Raw genomic sequence first — 14,352 nt, forward strand, 5'->3', positions numbered from 1 at the left:
GCGCGGGGGTGGCGCCTCCGCGTCATACCGCCCCCCGCCCCCCCCCCGCCCCCGCCCGCCCCCCCCCCCGCGGGGGGGGGCCCCCCACGCCGTTCACCGCCCAGGCGCGCACACGCCCACCCACCCGTCAGCCCGCGCGCTCCCCGTGGAGTGGACCGCCGCGGAGCGTCACTGTCACACTGTTGCTGTCACAGCAGGAGTGCTACGGCACCATCCCCGACCGGCGGAGGCGCCGCACCATGACAGCGACAGCGGGAGCGACCCCGCCCAGGCTGACGGTGGACGAACTGGCCGCGCGCGCCGGGGTCACCGTCCGCACCCTGCGCTTCTACAGCACCCGGGGCCTGCTCCCACCGCCCGAGCTCGGCCCGCGCCGGGTCGGTCTGTACGGGGTGGAGCACCTGGACCGGCTGGAGCTGATCGAGGAGCTCCAGCGGCAGGGCCTCACCCTGGCCGCGATCGAGCGCTACCTCGCCCAACTCCCGGAGGACATCAGCTCCCTGGACCTGGCCATCCACCGCGCCCTGGTGGCGTCCTGGACGCCGGAGGCCGCCGAGGAGGCGAGCCGGGCGCAGCTGGAGCGCCGGGCCGGGCGGGCGCTGTCGGACGCGGACCTGGACCGGCTGGCCGCGATGGGCGCCCTGGAGCGGACCGCCGACCCGGAGCTGTTCCAGGTGGACCCGGGGCTGCTGCCGCTGGGCGTACGGGTGCTGGACGTGCCGATCCCGCTGGAGACGCTGGTGGCGACCCGGGCCGTGGTCCGGCGGCACAGCCAGGCCACGGCGCACGAGCTGCACCGGCTGTTCCGCGAGACGGTGTGGAAGCCGTACCGCGAGAGCGGGCCGCCGCCGGAGGAGCTGGAGCGGATGAAGGCGCTCACCGACCACATCCAGCCGATGATCGCGCAGGCGCTGGTGACGGCCTTCCAGCGTTCGCTGCGCGAGGAGCTGGGCGGGGCCGCCCGCGGCGAGTAGCCCGCCCCGCCCGCGGAACTCCACCCCCGGACCGCCCAGAGCACCGCCCCGGAGCCGCCACGCCCGTCGGCGCCGCGCACCGGGAGCAGCCCCCGGTGCGCGGCGTCGGCCAGGTCAGTCGGTGAAGCGCCCGCCCTCGGCGGCGAGCCGCTCCAGCAGCGCCGGCGGGGCGAAGCGCTCGCCGTACGCCGCCGCCAGCTCGCGGGCCCGGGCGGTGAAGCCGGGCAGGCCGCCCTCGTACCCGTTGATGTACTGGAGGACGCCGCCCGTCCAGGCCGGGAAGCCGATGCCCAGGATGGAGCCGACGTTGGCGTCCGCGACGGAGGTGAGCACGCCCTCCTCCAGGCAGCGCACCGAGTCCAGTGCCTCCGCGAAGAGCATCCGCTCCTTCATGTCCTCGAACGGGATCTGCGCCTCGGCCTTGGTGAAGTGCTCGCGCAGGCCCGGCCAGAGGCGGGTGCGGCGGCCGTCCTCGCCGTACTCGTAGAAGCCGGCGCCGCCGCTGCGGCCGGGGCGGGCGAACTCGTCGACCATCCGGTCCACCACCGCGTCCGCCGGGTGCGCGGTCCAGCTGCCGCCGGCCTCCTCGATGGCACGCCGGCCCTCGTTGCGGATCTTGCGCGGCAGGGTGAGGGTGAGCTCGTCCAGCAGCGAGAGGACCTTGGCGGGGTAGCCGGCCTGGGCCGCGGCCTGCTCGACGGAGACCGGGTCGACGCCCTCGCCGACCATCGCGACGCCCTCGTTGATGAACTGGCCGATGACCCGGGAGGTGAAGAACCCGCGCGAGTCGTTGACCACGATGGGCGTCTTGGCGATCTGGCGGACCAGGTCGAAGGCGCGGGCCAGCGCCTCGTCGCCGGTCTCCGGGCCGCGGATGATCTCCACCAGCGGCATCTTGTCCACCGGGGAGAAGAAGTGCAGGCCGACGAAGTCGGCGCGGCGGGTGACGCCCTCGGCGAGCAGGCCGATCGGGAGGGTGGAGGTGTTGGAGCAGAGCAGGGCGTCGGGCGCCACCACCTCCTGCACCTCCTGGAACACCTTGTGCTTGAGCTCCGGGTTCTCGAAGACGGCCTCGATCACCGCGTCGCAGCCCGCGAGGTCCGCGGCATCGGCGGTCGGGGTGATCCGGGCCAGCAGCTCCTCCCGCTGGGCCTCGGTGGAGCGGCCGCGGGCCACGGCCTTGTCCAGCAGGCCCGCTGAGTAGGCCTTGCCGCGCTCGGCGGCCTCGGCGCTGACGTCCTTCAGCAGCACCTCGATGCCGGCCTTCGCACAGGCGTAGGCGATGCCCGCGCCCATCATGCCCGCGCCCAGTACGGCCACCTTGCGCACCCGGCGCGCGGGAACGTCCTTCGGGCGCCCGGCGCCGGAGTTGACTGCCTGCATGTCGAAGAACAGCGCCTGGATCATGTTCTTGGAGGTCTGCCCGCAGGCCAGCTCGGTGAAGTAGCGCGACTCGATGCCCATCGCGGTGTCCACGTCCACCTGGGCGCTCTCCACGGCCGCGGCGAGCACGTTGCGCGGCGCGGGGTAGGGCGCGCCGGCGAGCTGCTTGCGCAGGTTGGCCGGGAAGGCGGGCAGGTTGGCGGCCAGCGCCGGGGTGGCGGGGGTGCCGCCGGGGATCCGGTAGCCCTTGACGTCCCAGCGCTGCACGGACTGCGGGTTGGCGTCGATGAACGCGCGCGCCTTGGCGAGCATCTCCTCGCGGGTGCCGGCGAGTTCGTCGACCAGGCCGACCTCCAGCGCCTGCGCCGGGCGGTACTGGCGGCCCTGGAGCAGCACCTTGAGCAGGGCGTCGGCGATGCCGAGCATCCGTACGGTGCGGACGGTGCCGCCGCCGCCCGGGAGCAGGCCGAGGGTGACCTCGGGCAGCCCGATCTTGCTGCCGGGCGCCTGGAGCGCGATCCGGTGGTGGCAGGCGAGCGCGATCTCCAGGCCACCGCCGAGCGCACTGCCGTTGATCGCGGCGACGACCGGCTTGCCGAGCGTCTCCAGGGTGCGCAGGGCGCGCTTCATCCTCATCGAGGAGTCGAAGAGCTCGGCGGCGTCCTCGGGGCGGGCGGCGGACAGCAGCCGCAGGTCGCCACCGGCGAAGAAGGTCTTCTTCGCCGAGGTGACGATGACGCCGCGGATGCCCTCGGCCTCGGCGGTGATCCGCTCGATGACGGTGTCGAGGGCGTCGCGGAAGGCCGCGTTCATGGTGTTGACGGACTGCGCGGGGTCGTCGAGGACGAGCGTGACCACGCCGTCCTGGTCCTGCTCCCAGCGGATGGCGGGGGTGTTCTCGGACATGTGAGGTTCTCCAGGAAGCCGGAATGCCGGGCGGCCGCAGGTGCTGTGCTGGCACGGCCGGAAGGACTGGGTGGTCGCGCGGACTGGAACGGCCGGGATGTCGGGGCGGGCCGGAGGGCGGGCGGGCCGCCGGGGCCGGGCCGGCCCCGCCGCTCGGGCCGGGACCCGAGGTCGGGTAGGGCCGGGGGTGAGGTCAGGTGAGGCGCTCGACGACGGTGGCGACGCCCATGCCGCCGCCCACACAGAGGGTCGCCAGGCCGTACCGCAGGTCGCGCCGCTCCAGCTCGTCGATCAGGGTGCCGAGGATCATCGCGCCGGTCGCACCGAGCGGGTGGCCGAGCGCGATGGCACCACCGTTGACGTTCACCTGGTCGTGCCGGAAGCCCAGTTCGCGCATGAAGCGCAGCACGACGGCGGCGAAGGCCTCGTTGATCTCGACCAGGTCGATGTCCGCGGCCGTCAGCCCGGCCTTGGCCAGCGCCTTGTGGGTGGCGGGGGCCGGGCCGGTGAGCATGATGGTGGGCTCGGAGCCGGAGACGGCGGCCGAGACGATCCGGGCGCGCGGGCGCAGCCCGTACCGCTCGCCGATCTCCGGCGAGCCGATGGCGACCAGTGCGGCGCCGTCGACGATGCCGGAGGAGTTGCCGGCGTGGTGGACGTGGTCGATGGCCTCCACCCAGTGGTACTTCTGCAGGGCGACGGCGTCGAAGCCGCCGGCCTCGCCGATGGCGGCGAAGGAGGGCTTGAGCCCGGCGAGGGTCTCCACGGTGGTGCCGGGGCGGATGAACTCGTCGTGGTCCAGGATGACGAGTCCGTTGCGGTCCCGGACCGGTACGACCGAGCGGTCGAACAGGCCGTCGGCCACGGCCTTGGCGGCGCGGGCCTGGGACTCGGCGGCGAAGGCGTCCACGTCGGTGCGGGTGAGGCCTTCGAGGGTGGCGATCAGGTCGGCGCCGACGCCCTGCGGGACGAAGCCGGTCTCGTAGCTGGTCATCGGGTCCATCGCCCAGGCGCCGCCGTCGGAGCCCATCTTCACCCGGGACATCGACTCGACGCCGCCGGCCAGGACGAGGTCCTCCCAGCCGGAGCGGACCTTGGCGGCGGCCAGGTTGACGGCCTCCAGGCCGGAGGCGCAGAACCGGTTCTCCTGGACGCCCGCGACGGTGTCGGGCAGGCCGGCGGCGATCGCGGCGATCCGGGCGATGTCGGAGCCCTGGTCGCCGATCGGGCTGACCACACCGAGCACGATGTCGTCGACGGCGGCGGGGTCGAGGCCGGGCAGGCGGCGGCGCAGCTCGTGGATCAGGCCGACGACCAGGTCGATCGGCTTGGTGCCGTGCAGCGAGCCGTTGGCCTTGCCCCGGCCACGCGGGGTGCGGATAGCGTCGTAGACGTACGCTTCGGTGGTCACGGTGGGTGCCTTTCGAGGGGTTGTCCGAGGGCTGGGTGGGTGAGGGGGAGCCGGGGTGGAGGGGGTGCTCAGCCGAGCAGGGAGCGGCCGATGATCTCCTTCATGATCTCGGTGGTCCCGCCGTAGATGGTCTGGATCCGGCCGTCGGCGAACGCCTTGGCCACCGGGTACTCGGCCATGTAGCCGTAGCCGCCGTGGAGTTGGAGGCAGCGGTCGGCGGTGCGCTTCTGCAGTTCGGTGGCCCACCACTTGGCCATCGAGGCGTCCACCGGGGTGAGCGCCAGGCGGTTGTGCTCGGTGATGCAGCGGTCGACGAACGCGCGGGTGACGGCGCACTCGGTGGCGAGCTCGGCGATCTCGAAGCGGATGTGCTGGAGCTTGGCGAGCGGACGGCCGAAGGCCTCGCGCCGCTTGACGTAGTCGGTGGTGATCTCGACCAGGTGCTCGGCCCCGGCGATCGCGGCGACGGCGATGGCCAGCCGCTCCTGGGCGAGGTTGCGCATCAGGTAACCGAAGGCGGCGTTCTCCTCACCCAGCAGGTTGGCCTTGGGCACCCGTACGTCGGTGAAGAACAGCTCGGCGGTGTCCTGGGCCTTCTGGCCGATCTTGTCGAGATTGCGGCCACGCTCGAAGCCGGGCATGCCGCGCTCGACGACCAGCAGGCTCAGGCCGTGCGCGCCGCCCTCGGGGGTCGTCCTGGCCACGACCACCACCAGGTCGGCGAGGATCCCGTTGGAGATGAAGGTCTTGGCGCCGTTGAGCAGGTAGTGGTCGCCCCGGTCGACCGCGTGGGTGCGGATGCCCTGGAGGTCGGAGCCGGTGCCCGGCTCGGTCATCGCGATGGCGGTGATGAGCTCGCCGCTGCAGAAGCCGGGCAGCCAGCGCCGGCGCTGCTCCCCGTCGGCGAAGGCGGTGAGGTACGGGCCGATCATGTCGTTGTGCAGGGCGAGGGCCAGGCCGGAGGCGCCGGCCCGGGTGAACTCCTCGGCGAGGACGGCGCTGTAGCGGAAGTCCGCGCTGCCCCCGCCGCCGTACTCCTCGGGGACGGCCAGGCCCAGCAGGCCCTGCCGCCCGGCGGCGAGCCAGGCGGAGCGGTCGACGATGCCCTCGCGCTCCCAGCGGTCGTGGTGCGGGAGCACCTCCTTGGCCAGGAAGGCCTGCACGCTCTCGCGGAAGGCCTCGTGCTCCCGGGTGTAGATCTCGCGTTGCACCGGTCGTCTCTCCTCTGCGATCTGCGGTCTGCGATCAGCGGTCGGCAGTCAGCGGTCCAGCCCGGGTACGGACCAGTCGCGGGCGACCTCGGCGGTGTGCGCGCCGGGCCGGGCCGGCGGGCGGCGCAGCGTCCCCGGGGTGGCGGAGAAGCGCGGGGCGGGGGCGGGCTGGGTGATGCCGTCGATCTCGGCGTAGGTGCCGCGCGCCACCAGGTGTTCGTGACCAGCGGACTGACGCAACGTCAGCACGGGCTCCACGCAGGCGTCGGTGCCGGCGAAGACGGCCGTCCACTCGGCCAGCGTGCGGGTGGCGAACCGGGCGGCGATCCGGGCCCGCAGTTCGGGCCAGCGGGCGGTGTCGAACTGGCCGGGCGCCTGCGGGTCCAGCTCCAGCAGCCTGGTGAACTCGGCGTAGAACTGCGGCTCCAGCGCGCCGACCGCCAGATGCCCGCCGTCGGACGCCTGGTACACGGCGTAGCAGGGCGCGCCGCCGTCCAGCAGGTTGACGCCCCGCCGGTCCTGCCAGAGCCCGGCGGCGAGCAGCCCCCAGAGCATGGACGTCAGGTGGGCGGCGCCGTCCACGATGGCGGCGTCGACGACCTGGCCGGTGCCGCTCTCGCGGGCGTGGTGCAGGGCGGCGAGCAGCCCGACGACCAGGTAGAGGGAGCCGCCGGCGTAGTCGCCGAGCAGGTTGGCGGGGATGGCCGGCGGCCCGTCGGGGCGGCCGGGCTCGCCGATCAGGCCGAGGACGCCGGCGACGGCCGAGTAGCCGATGTCGTGGCCGGCGGTGGGGGCGAGCGGCCCGTCCTGGCCCCAGCCGGTCATCCGGCCGTACACCAGGGCGGGATTGCGGGCGAGGCAGGCGTCGGGGCCGACGCCGAGGCGCTCGGCGACACCGGGGCGGTAGCCCTCGATCAGCAGCTGGGCTCGCTCGACCAGGTCCAGGACGAGCCCCGGCCCGTCCGGGTCCTTGAGGTCGATCAGCACCGAGCGCTTGTTGCGGTTGGTGACGTCGTACGCCGGGTCCGGGCCGAGCGGGGAGGGGCCCGGCCGGTCGACGCGGACCACGTCGGCGCCCAGGTCGGCGAGCAGCATGGCGGCGAACGGCCCCGGGCCGATGCCCGCCAGTTCCACCACCCGCACCCCGGCCAGCGGCCCGGGGCTGGTCGTGCCGTTCACCCACTGCCCCCTTCATCGGTTTGACAGTAAAGCTGTAACACTGGCGATGATAGACAGGCGACCGGCCGGTAACAAGGCTCACCCCGGATCGCCCCAGCCGGCTTCCCGGCCCTCGATCTCAGTCTGCGGCGGTCGCCGGTGGCCAGGTGCGGGGATGAGCGCCCCGGGGCCCGCTCCCCCGCGCGGGGGAGGCGGATCACGAGTCAGGGGGACGACCCGGCGGGGTGCGGCCCGGGAGAGTGGCGGGTATGACGACGACACCCGCCCTGACGGCCGGCGCGATGGCGCCGGTCGAGCGGGCACCCGCCGGTACTGACGTAGAGTCAACCGCGTGAGGGCGGGGATTCGGGGGATCGCGAGCGCACTGCTGGGGCGGCGCGCCCGGCGGCGGTGGGTGCACCTGGTGCTGGGCGGCGCGCTGTTGATGCCGTACTGGCTGCTGTCGACCGTCGTGCTCGGGGTGGTCAGCCCCGGCGAGGGCCCGCTGCACACCGTGGTGCTCCAGCTCGCCGCCCTGGTCACCGCACTGCCGATGGCCGCGGTCACCGCGCTGCTGCCGGTGGTCCGGGTCCTTGAGGGCACTGCGGCCCGGGCGCTGTGCGCGGGCGCGGCCGGGGAGCTGTCCACCGGGCCGTCCCGCTCCTGGGCGGCGCGGCGGCGCACCGCGGCCTGGTACGTCCTGCACCTGTTCCTGGGCGGCGTGGTCAGCGGTATGACGCTGGCCGGCACGCCGGCGGCGGCGGTGCTGCTGCTCCCCGACCGCGGAGTGCTGACGGAGCTGGACACCTGGTGGCAGCAGCACGGCCACGGCATCGAGCTGCCGCCCGCCCCCGTGCTGGGCGCGGCGCTGATCCTGCTGATCATCGGCACCAACGCCGCGGCCGGCTCGCTGCTGGCCCGCTCGGCGCCGGCGCTGCTCGGCCCGACACCGGACGAGCGGCTGCTGGCGGCCGAGCGGCGCGCGACCGTCCTGGCCCAGCGCAACCGGCTGGCCCGGGAGCTGCACGACTCGGTCGGGCACGCGCTCAGCGCGGTGGGCATCCAGGCCTCCGCCGCCACCCGGGTGCTCACCACCGACCCGGGCTTCGCCGCCGAGGCGCTGCACGCGATCGAGGAGACGGCCCGCGCGGCGGTCGCCGAACTCGACGCCGTGATCGGCCTGCTGCGCGAGGAGGACGGCGTCGCGGAGCCCGCCGGGCCGACCCTCGCCGGCCTGGACGACCTGCTGCGTCAGCTGGCCGTGACGGGCGTGCGGGTGGAGGCCTCGCTCGCGCCGGGCCTGGGCCGACTGCCGACGGCGGTGTCACGGGAGGCGTACCGGATCGTCCAGGAGGGGCTCACCAATGTGCTGCGGCACGCCGGACCGGCCCCGGCCGGACTGCGGGTGGACCTGTGGGAGGACCGGCTGGAGCTGGAGCTCACCAACCCGCTGGGCGCCACCCGCCCCAGCCGCCCCGGTGGCGGCCGGGGCCTGCGCGGGATCGGGGAGCGGGCGGCGGCGCTGCGCGGCGGCTACGAGGCCGGGCCGAGCGCCGACGGGACGGCCTGGCGGCTGGCGGTGTGGCTCCCGGTGAGCAGCGCCGGTGCGCGGTGAACGGCGGGCCGGACGGCGGAACAGAGTGGCAGAGCAGCGGGACAGCAGGACACCGGGACACGGAGCATGGGGACGCGGGGAGGCGTGCGGTGACGCAGATCAGGGTGGTCGTCGCGGACGACGAGCGGCTGGTGCGGATGGGCCTGCGGGTGGTGATCGACGCCGAGCCGGACCTGTCGGTGGTCGGCGAGGCGGCCTCGGGCGCGGAGGTCGTGCCGCTGGTGCGCGAACTGCGGCCGGACGTGGTGCTGATGGACGTCCGGATGCCCCAGATCGACGGCATCAGGGCCACCGAGCAGCTGCTCGCCACCATGGCCGACCCGCCGAGGGTGCTGGTGGTGACGACGTTCGAGCACGACGACCACGTGTACGACGCGCTGCGCGCCGGGGCCGCCGGCTTCCTGCTCAAGCGGGCCAGGGCGGAGGAGATGGTGCAGGCCGTCCGGCTGGTGGCGCGCGGGGACTCGCTGCTCTACCCGGCCGCCGTCCGGGAGCTCGCGCTGCGCCAGCTGCCCGCCGCCAGGACGGCCGACCGCGACCCCGGGCCGGTCGGGCGGCTGACCGAGCGGGAGGGCCAGGTGCTGCGGCTGATGGCGGCCGGGCTGAGCAACGGGGAGATCGCCGCCCAGCTGGTGGTCAGCCCGGAGACGGTCAAGACGCACGTCGGCAGCGTGCTGGCCAAGCTCGGGGCCCGGGACCGGACCCAGGCGGTGATCACGGCGTACGAGTCGGGGTTCGTCCTGCCGGGGTGAGCGCACCGAGGAGCTACGGCCGGTCACCTCCCGATCACACCCTGGATGATCATTTCATCTCACCGCTACCAGCTAGTAGAGTGCGTCGATCATTTCCGTCCGATACCTCCGAAACCTGGTGACTCCATGTCAGTCTGGACCAAACCCGCACTCTGGTGGCGCGCGGCCATCGTGCTCTCGGCTTGGCTCGGGCTGACCCTGGGCACAGGGGAACTGGTCTACTTCACCGTCCAGAGCAACGTGATCGTGCTCGGCTACTTCGCCGGCGCCGTGTACTGGATGATCAAGCGCGGCACCACGGACGCACCCGCGCCCCGGCTGCGCGGGGCCGCCACCCTCTACATCGTGATCACCGGGCTGGTCTCGCACGTCCTGCTCCAGCACGGCGCCAACCCGCTGCCCGGCCTCTTCTCCGGCCCGGACCGCCTCCAGCACTGGTCCTCGTTCTTCCTGCACTACACCACGCCGCTGCTGGTGATCAGCGAGTGGCTGGTGCTGCGCCCGCGCAACGCCTCCCGCTGGCGCGACATCCCGCTCTGGCTGGCCTTCCCGCTCGGGTACGCCGCGGTCGTGCTGACCCGCAACGCGCTGTTCTCCACCTACCCGCTGAAGTACCCGTACTTCTTCTTCGACCCGACCACCGAGGGCTACGGCTACGTCTGGGGTCAGATCGCGCTGCTGACGGTCGAGTTCGTGGTGCTGGCGGCGGCCGTGGTCGGTCTCGACCGGCTCGGCACCCTGGTCGCCGGCAAGCTCCGTCCGGCCTCGGCGGCCGAGCCGACGAAGGCGTGAGGGCCGCGGCGGCCGGTCAGATCCGCCAGTCGCGGATCCGGCCGGCCGCCGCGAACACGTCGGCCGCACCCGCCGCCACGTCCCGGGCCAGCTCCACCAGGGCGCCGTACGGCGGGTCGATGCCCTCCTTGGCGGCGTGCATGTACGCCGCCGTCGCCATGCAGGCGTAGAGGTTGTTGCGCACGGGCAGCGGGCGCAGCAGCACGATGGTGTGCATCAGCGTCGCCGCGCACCAGGCGGCGTCCGCACTGTGGCCGAGCTGCGCGGTGTTCACCCGGTGCCGGGCCACCGCCGCCTGGAGCGCCGAATAGTCGCGGACGCTGAGATCCTCCGGCGAGGCCTGCTCCTGGACGTCGAGCAGCCAGCGGATGTCGACGTGCAGGATCATCAGGCGGCGGTGCGCTTGGACGCCGGCGCGTCCTCCGGGAAGGCGGCGTCAAACTCCGCCACGTGCTCGTTCCAGAACGCCACCGCGTGGTTGACGAACGTCCGCCGCTGCTGCTCACGCACGCTGAGGTCGTGGACGTAGGCCTTGACGCTCTTTCCGTCGGCGGCGGCGGCCTCGCGGATCGCGGCGAGTTCGTGCTCCGTGTACTCGATGTTGAGCGCTGGCATGCTGGCGATGGTACCGGAGGGGTACCTGCGCCGGTACCTCCCCTGCACCTCTCCGACACCTCTCCGGCACGCACCAACGGTGCGGCCCCGCCCCGCCGTTGACCGCCCCGCCCCGCCGTCGACCACGCCGACGGCCCGGGTGGTCAACGGCGGAGGTTCCCTCACATCGGATCCACCGCCCGCAGCCCGCCGTCCAGCTCCAGCCAGCGGGTGATGCCCAGCCCGCGCAGGAACGGCAGGTCGTGGCTGGCCACGATCAGTGCGCCCTGGTACGCGGCGAGCGCCTGGGTGAGCTGGCGGACGCTGGCGAGGTCGAGGTTGTTGGTCGGCTCGTCCAGCATCAGCAGCTGCGGCGGCGGGTCGGCGAGCAGCAGGGCCGCCAGGGCCGCCCGGAAGCGCTCACCGCCGGAGAGGGTGGCCGCGAGCTGGTCGGCCCGGGCCCCGCGGAACAGGAAGCGGGCCAGCCGGGCCCGGATCGCGTTCTCCCCCGCCGCCGGGGCGAAGGCCCGGACGTTCCCCGCCACGCTCAGCGAGTCGTCCAGCACGTCGAGCCGCTGCGGCAGGTGGCGCAGCGGGACGGGTGTGCCGATCTCCCCCGCCAGCGGCCGCAGTTCGCCCGCGATGGTGCGCAGCAGGGTGGACTTGCCCGCGCCGTTGCGCCCGACCAGCGCGATCCGCTCCGGGCCCCGCAGCTCCAGGCTCACCGTGCCGCCGTACGCCAGGCGCACGGCGTCCAGGCTGAGCACGGTGCGGCCGGCGGGGACGGCGGTGCGCGGCAGGTCGATCCGGATCTCGGCGTCGTCGCGGACGGCCTCCTCGGCGTTGGTCAGCCGCTGCCTGGCCTCGTCGAGCCGCTCGGTGTGCAGGCCCTGGAGCCGGCCGGCGGTCTCCTGGCCCTGGCGCTTGAGCTTGCCGGAGACGATCTTCGGGTCGTGGCGGCAGATCGAGCGCTTCTTGCCGTAGCTGGCGCTGCGCTCCTGCCGTGTCCTGGCGTCGATCAAGTCCCGTTGCTGGCGCTGGACCTCGGCTTCGGCGGCCCGGACCAGCCGCTCCGCGCTCTCCTGCTGGGCGGCGACGGCCCGCTCGTAGTCGGCGAAGTTGCCGCCGTACCAGGTGACGGCGCCGTCCCTGAGGTCGGCGATCTGGTCGACGTGCTGGAGCAGTTCGCGGTCGTGGCTGACGATCAGCATCACCCCGCTCCAGCCCGCCACCGTCTCGTACAGGCGCTCGCGGGCGGCCAGGTCGAGGTTGTTGGTGGGCTCGTCCAGCAGCAGGACGTCCGGGCGGCGCAGCAGCAGCGCGGCCAGGCGCAGCAGCACGGCCTCGCCGCCGGAGAGCTCGCCGGTGGTGCGGTCCAGGCCCAGCCGGGCGAGGCCGAGCCGGTCGAGGGTGGCGCGGGCTCGCTCCTCGACGTCCCAGTCCTCGCCGACGGCGTCGAAGTGCCGCTCGTCGCTGTCACCGGACTCAATGGCGTGCAGGGCCTCGCGGGCGGCCCGGATGCCGAGTGCCTCGTCGACCCGAAGGGTGGTGTCCAGGGTCAGGCCCTGCGGCAGGTAGCCGAGTTCGCCGCCGACCCGGACGGTGCCGCCGGCGGGGGTGAGCTCGCCGGCGATCAGCCGCAGCAGGGTGGACTTGCCCGCGCCGTTGAGGCCGATCAGGCCGGTGCGGCCGGGGCCGACCGCGAGGTGGAAGCCGTCCAGCACTCGGGTGCCGTCGGGCCATTCGAAGCCGAGGTCGGTGCAGAGGACGGAGGTGGTGGGTTGCGCCATGGTTGGCCTCCCGGGTGGTTGCCGTGGTGGGTGAGGTAGCAACACGGGAGACACCGCGCGGTGCGGCTGGACGACTCGGCGGCTCGGCGGCTCCGGGAGGAGCGCGAGAAGTGGGCGGCCCTGGTACGGGCAGCAGGCTCACCACTGAGGTCGGCACGCACGCTCACACGCCGCGCCCGGACGTCGTCCGGCGCGGGGGGCGGTGTCTCAAGACCTCAGTAGCGCAATGGCCTGCTCCTGCTCTTTCGGTTCCAGGGCCGTGGTCACCACCGTACGGAGCGCCTCCCCGCCCCCGCAAAGGGATTTCCGCGCCGGCGCGCCCCGCCCGGACGCCGTCGGCGCCGAGGCCCGGCCGACCGGGGTCGTGGCGGTCCTGCGGCCTGGTCGTGAAAGGCGTGCGGGCGGGTCATGGAGGGCCGTGAGGACGCGGGGGGTGTGCGCGGCGCGGTGATCAAGCATGGGAGGATCCCTGCTGCCGCGGAAGCGGCAGCGGCCGTACGGCCGTGTTCATCAGGGGGAACTGATCTCATGTCATCCATATCCCGCGTCACGCGCGCCGCGCTGGGCGCCTCCGTCGCCGCGCTGACGCTCGTCGCCGCGACCGGCTGCGGCCCGGACAACTCCTCGCAGGACATCGCGGATCCGGCGCCGGCCACCACCGCCGCTACCACCGCCACCGCCACCCCGGCCGCCTCGGCCTCGGCCACCAAGCCGGGCGGACCGATCCCCCAGCTGCCCAGCCTCGACGAACTGAAGAAGTGGAAGTTCGACGACTGGGACAAGTGGGCTCAGAAGAACATCATCACGCCGGCCGTCAAGGGCTACTGGGACATCCAGCGGATGCTCAACGCCAAGCCGCCCGCGCAGGCGCCGGTGACCCCGCCGTCCCCGACCGCCAAGCCGAGCACCAAGCCCGGGGACGACGGCAACGACCCGATGCCCACCCCGATCGACGCCAAGGCCGAGGCGCACCCGTACACCAAGCAGCTCCACGTCGATGGCAAGATCTTCTTCGAGGCCAACGGCAAGGACTACGTCTGCTCCGGCACGGTGATCTCCGACCCGGCCCACCCCGGCAAGAGCAACCTGGTGTGGACCGCGGGCCACTGCGCGCACGACGGCAAGGGCGCCGGGTTCCACCAGAACATCGTCTTCGCCCCGGCCTTCAACAGCACCGCGACGCTGAGCGGCGGCAAGAAGGGCACCATCGAGCAGGCCGAGCCGTACGGCGAGTGGGGCACCGTCGACGCCGTCACCTCGCCGCAGTGGAGCGCCGAGGCCGACATCCACACGCCCAACTCGGCGGCCCACTACGACTTCGCGATCCTCAAGGTGGCCAACCCAGCCGCGGGCGGCAAGTCGCTGGAGGAGACCGTCGGCGGCTCCGTGCCGGTCTGGTTCAACGCCCCGCGCGAGCAGGTGAGCATCACCGCCTACGGCTTCCCGGCGGGCAAGCCGTACGACGGCGCGGAGCTGGAGCGCTGCGACTCCGGCAAGCCCTCCCGCTTCTCGATGGACCCGGCGCGCCCGTCGATGTACGCCATCGGGTGCACCTCGACCGGCGGGAGCAGCGGCGGCGGCTGGTTCAGCAACCGTGACGGCAAGCCCGCGCTGGTCAGCAACACCTCGGTCGGCAACGACGCCGGCTGGCAGACCGGCCCGTACCTGGACGACGTGGCGGCGCACGCGCTGGACTACCTCTCCAAGAAGAAGTGACACCGAGGGGGCGGTGACCGGCACAGCCGGTGACCGCCCCCGGTCGTGAC

The 14,352-nt window shown here is 73.7% G+C and carries 12 protein-coding genes; 5 read left to right on the forward strand and 7 right to left on the reverse strand.

The annotated features are described in order from the left end of the window. The first annotated feature begins 239 nt into the window (after nt 1-239). The gene (locus tag ACIBH3_RS19230) at nt 240-974 is read left to right on the forward strand and encodes a MerR family transcriptional regulator (RefSeq protein WP_396313184.1); all 735 of its coding nucleotides are present in this window, start codon (nt 240-242) and stop codon (nt 972-974) included. 114 nt (nt 975-1,088) lie between these two features. Here the strand turns inward: ACIBH3_RS19230 and ACIBH3_RS19235 are convergent, their stop codons facing one another. From ACIBH3_RS19235 to ACIBH3_RS19250, 4 genes are all read right to left on the reverse strand, one after another. After that, entirely contained in the window at nt 1,089-3,263 is a 2,175-nt protein-coding gene (locus tag ACIBH3_RS19235; RefSeq protein ID WP_396313185.1) for a 3-hydroxyacyl-CoA dehydrogenase NAD-binding domain-containing protein, read from the reverse strand. A 193-nt stretch (nt 3,264-3,456) separates the two neighbouring features. Then, the gene (locus tag ACIBH3_RS19240) at nt 3,457-4,674 is read right to left on the reverse strand and encodes an acetyl-CoA C-acetyltransferase (protein WP_396313186.1); all 1,218 of its coding nucleotides are present in this window, start codon (nt 4,672-4,674) and stop codon (nt 3,457-3,459) included. A gap of 68 nt (nt 4,675-4,742) precedes the next feature. After that, entirely contained in the window at nt 4,743-5,885 is a 1,143-nt protein-coding gene (locus ACIBH3_RS19245; protein ID WP_396313187.1) for an acyl-CoA dehydrogenase family protein, read from the reverse strand. Between the two features lie 48 nt (nt 5,886-5,933). After that, nucleotides 5,934-7,064, reverse strand: coding sequence for a CaiB/BaiF CoA transferase family protein (locus ACIBH3_RS19250; RefSeq protein ID WP_396313188.1), 1,131 nt, complete (start codon nt 7,062-7,064; stop codon nt 5,934-5,936). Nucleotides 7,065-7,395: 331 nt separating this feature from the next. On the opposite strand from ACIBH3_RS19250, the gene ACIBH3_RS19255 reads away from it, so the two are divergent. The 3 genes from ACIBH3_RS19255 (at nt 7,396) to ACIBH3_RS19265 (ending at nt 10,202) form a co-directional block, all read left to right on the forward strand. Then, the gene (locus tag ACIBH3_RS19255) at nt 7,396-8,658 is read left to right on the forward strand and encodes a sensor histidine kinase (RefSeq protein ID WP_396313189.1); all 1,263 of its coding nucleotides are present in this window, start codon (nt 7,396-7,398) and stop codon (nt 8,656-8,658) included. 98 nt (nt 8,659-8,756) lie between these two features. Next, on the forward strand, nt 8,757-9,410 hold the full coding sequence (locus tag ACIBH3_RS19260) for a response regulator (protein ID WP_396313252.1): 654 nt from the start codon (nt 8,757-8,759) through the stop codon (nt 9,408-9,410). Between the two features lie 126 nt (nt 9,411-9,536). Continuing rightward, nucleotides 9,537-10,202, forward strand: coding sequence for a Pr6Pr family membrane protein (locus ACIBH3_RS19265; RefSeq protein WP_396313190.1), 666 nt, complete (start codon nt 9,537-9,539; stop codon nt 10,200-10,202). 16 nt (nt 10,203-10,218) lie between these two features. Here the strand turns inward: ACIBH3_RS19265 and ACIBH3_RS19270 are convergent, their stop codons facing one another. The 3 genes from ACIBH3_RS19270 to ACIBH3_RS19280 form a co-directional block, all read right to left on the reverse strand. Beyond that, nucleotides 10,219-10,590, reverse strand: coding sequence for a toxin Doc (locus ACIBH3_RS19270; RefSeq protein ID WP_396313191.1), 372 nt, complete (start codon nt 10,588-10,590; stop codon nt 10,219-10,221). Continuing rightward, nucleotides 10,590-10,817 (reverse strand): hypothetical protein, encoded by a 228-nt coding sequence (locus tag ACIBH3_RS19275; protein ID WP_396313192.1) that lies wholly within the window; start codon nt 10,815-10,817, stop codon nt 10,590-10,592. The genes ACIBH3_RS19270 and ACIBH3_RS19275 overlap by 1 nt, the downstream gene beginning before the upstream one ends. Nucleotides 10,818-10,978: 161 nt before the next feature. Then, on the reverse strand, nt 10,979-12,586 hold the full coding sequence (locus tag ACIBH3_RS19280) for an ABC-F family ATP-binding cassette domain-containing protein (protein ID WP_396313193.1): 1,608 nt from the start codon (nt 12,584-12,586) through the stop codon (nt 10,979-10,981). 528 nt (nt 12,587-13,114) lie between these two features. On the opposite strand from ACIBH3_RS19280, the gene ACIBH3_RS19285 reads away from it, so the two are divergent. After that, on the forward strand, nt 13,115-14,302 hold the full coding sequence (locus ACIBH3_RS19285) for a trypsin-like serine peptidase (RefSeq protein WP_396313194.1): 1,188 nt from the start codon (nt 13,115-13,117) through the stop codon (nt 14,300-14,302). Nucleotides 14,303-14,352: the final 50 nt, after the last annotated feature.

Source organism: Kitasatospora sp. NPDC050543, from assembly GCF_044457565.1.
In the GTDB taxonomy this organism is placed as follows: domain Bacteria; phylum Actinomycetota; class Actinomycetes; order Streptomycetales; family Streptomycetaceae; genus Kitasatospora.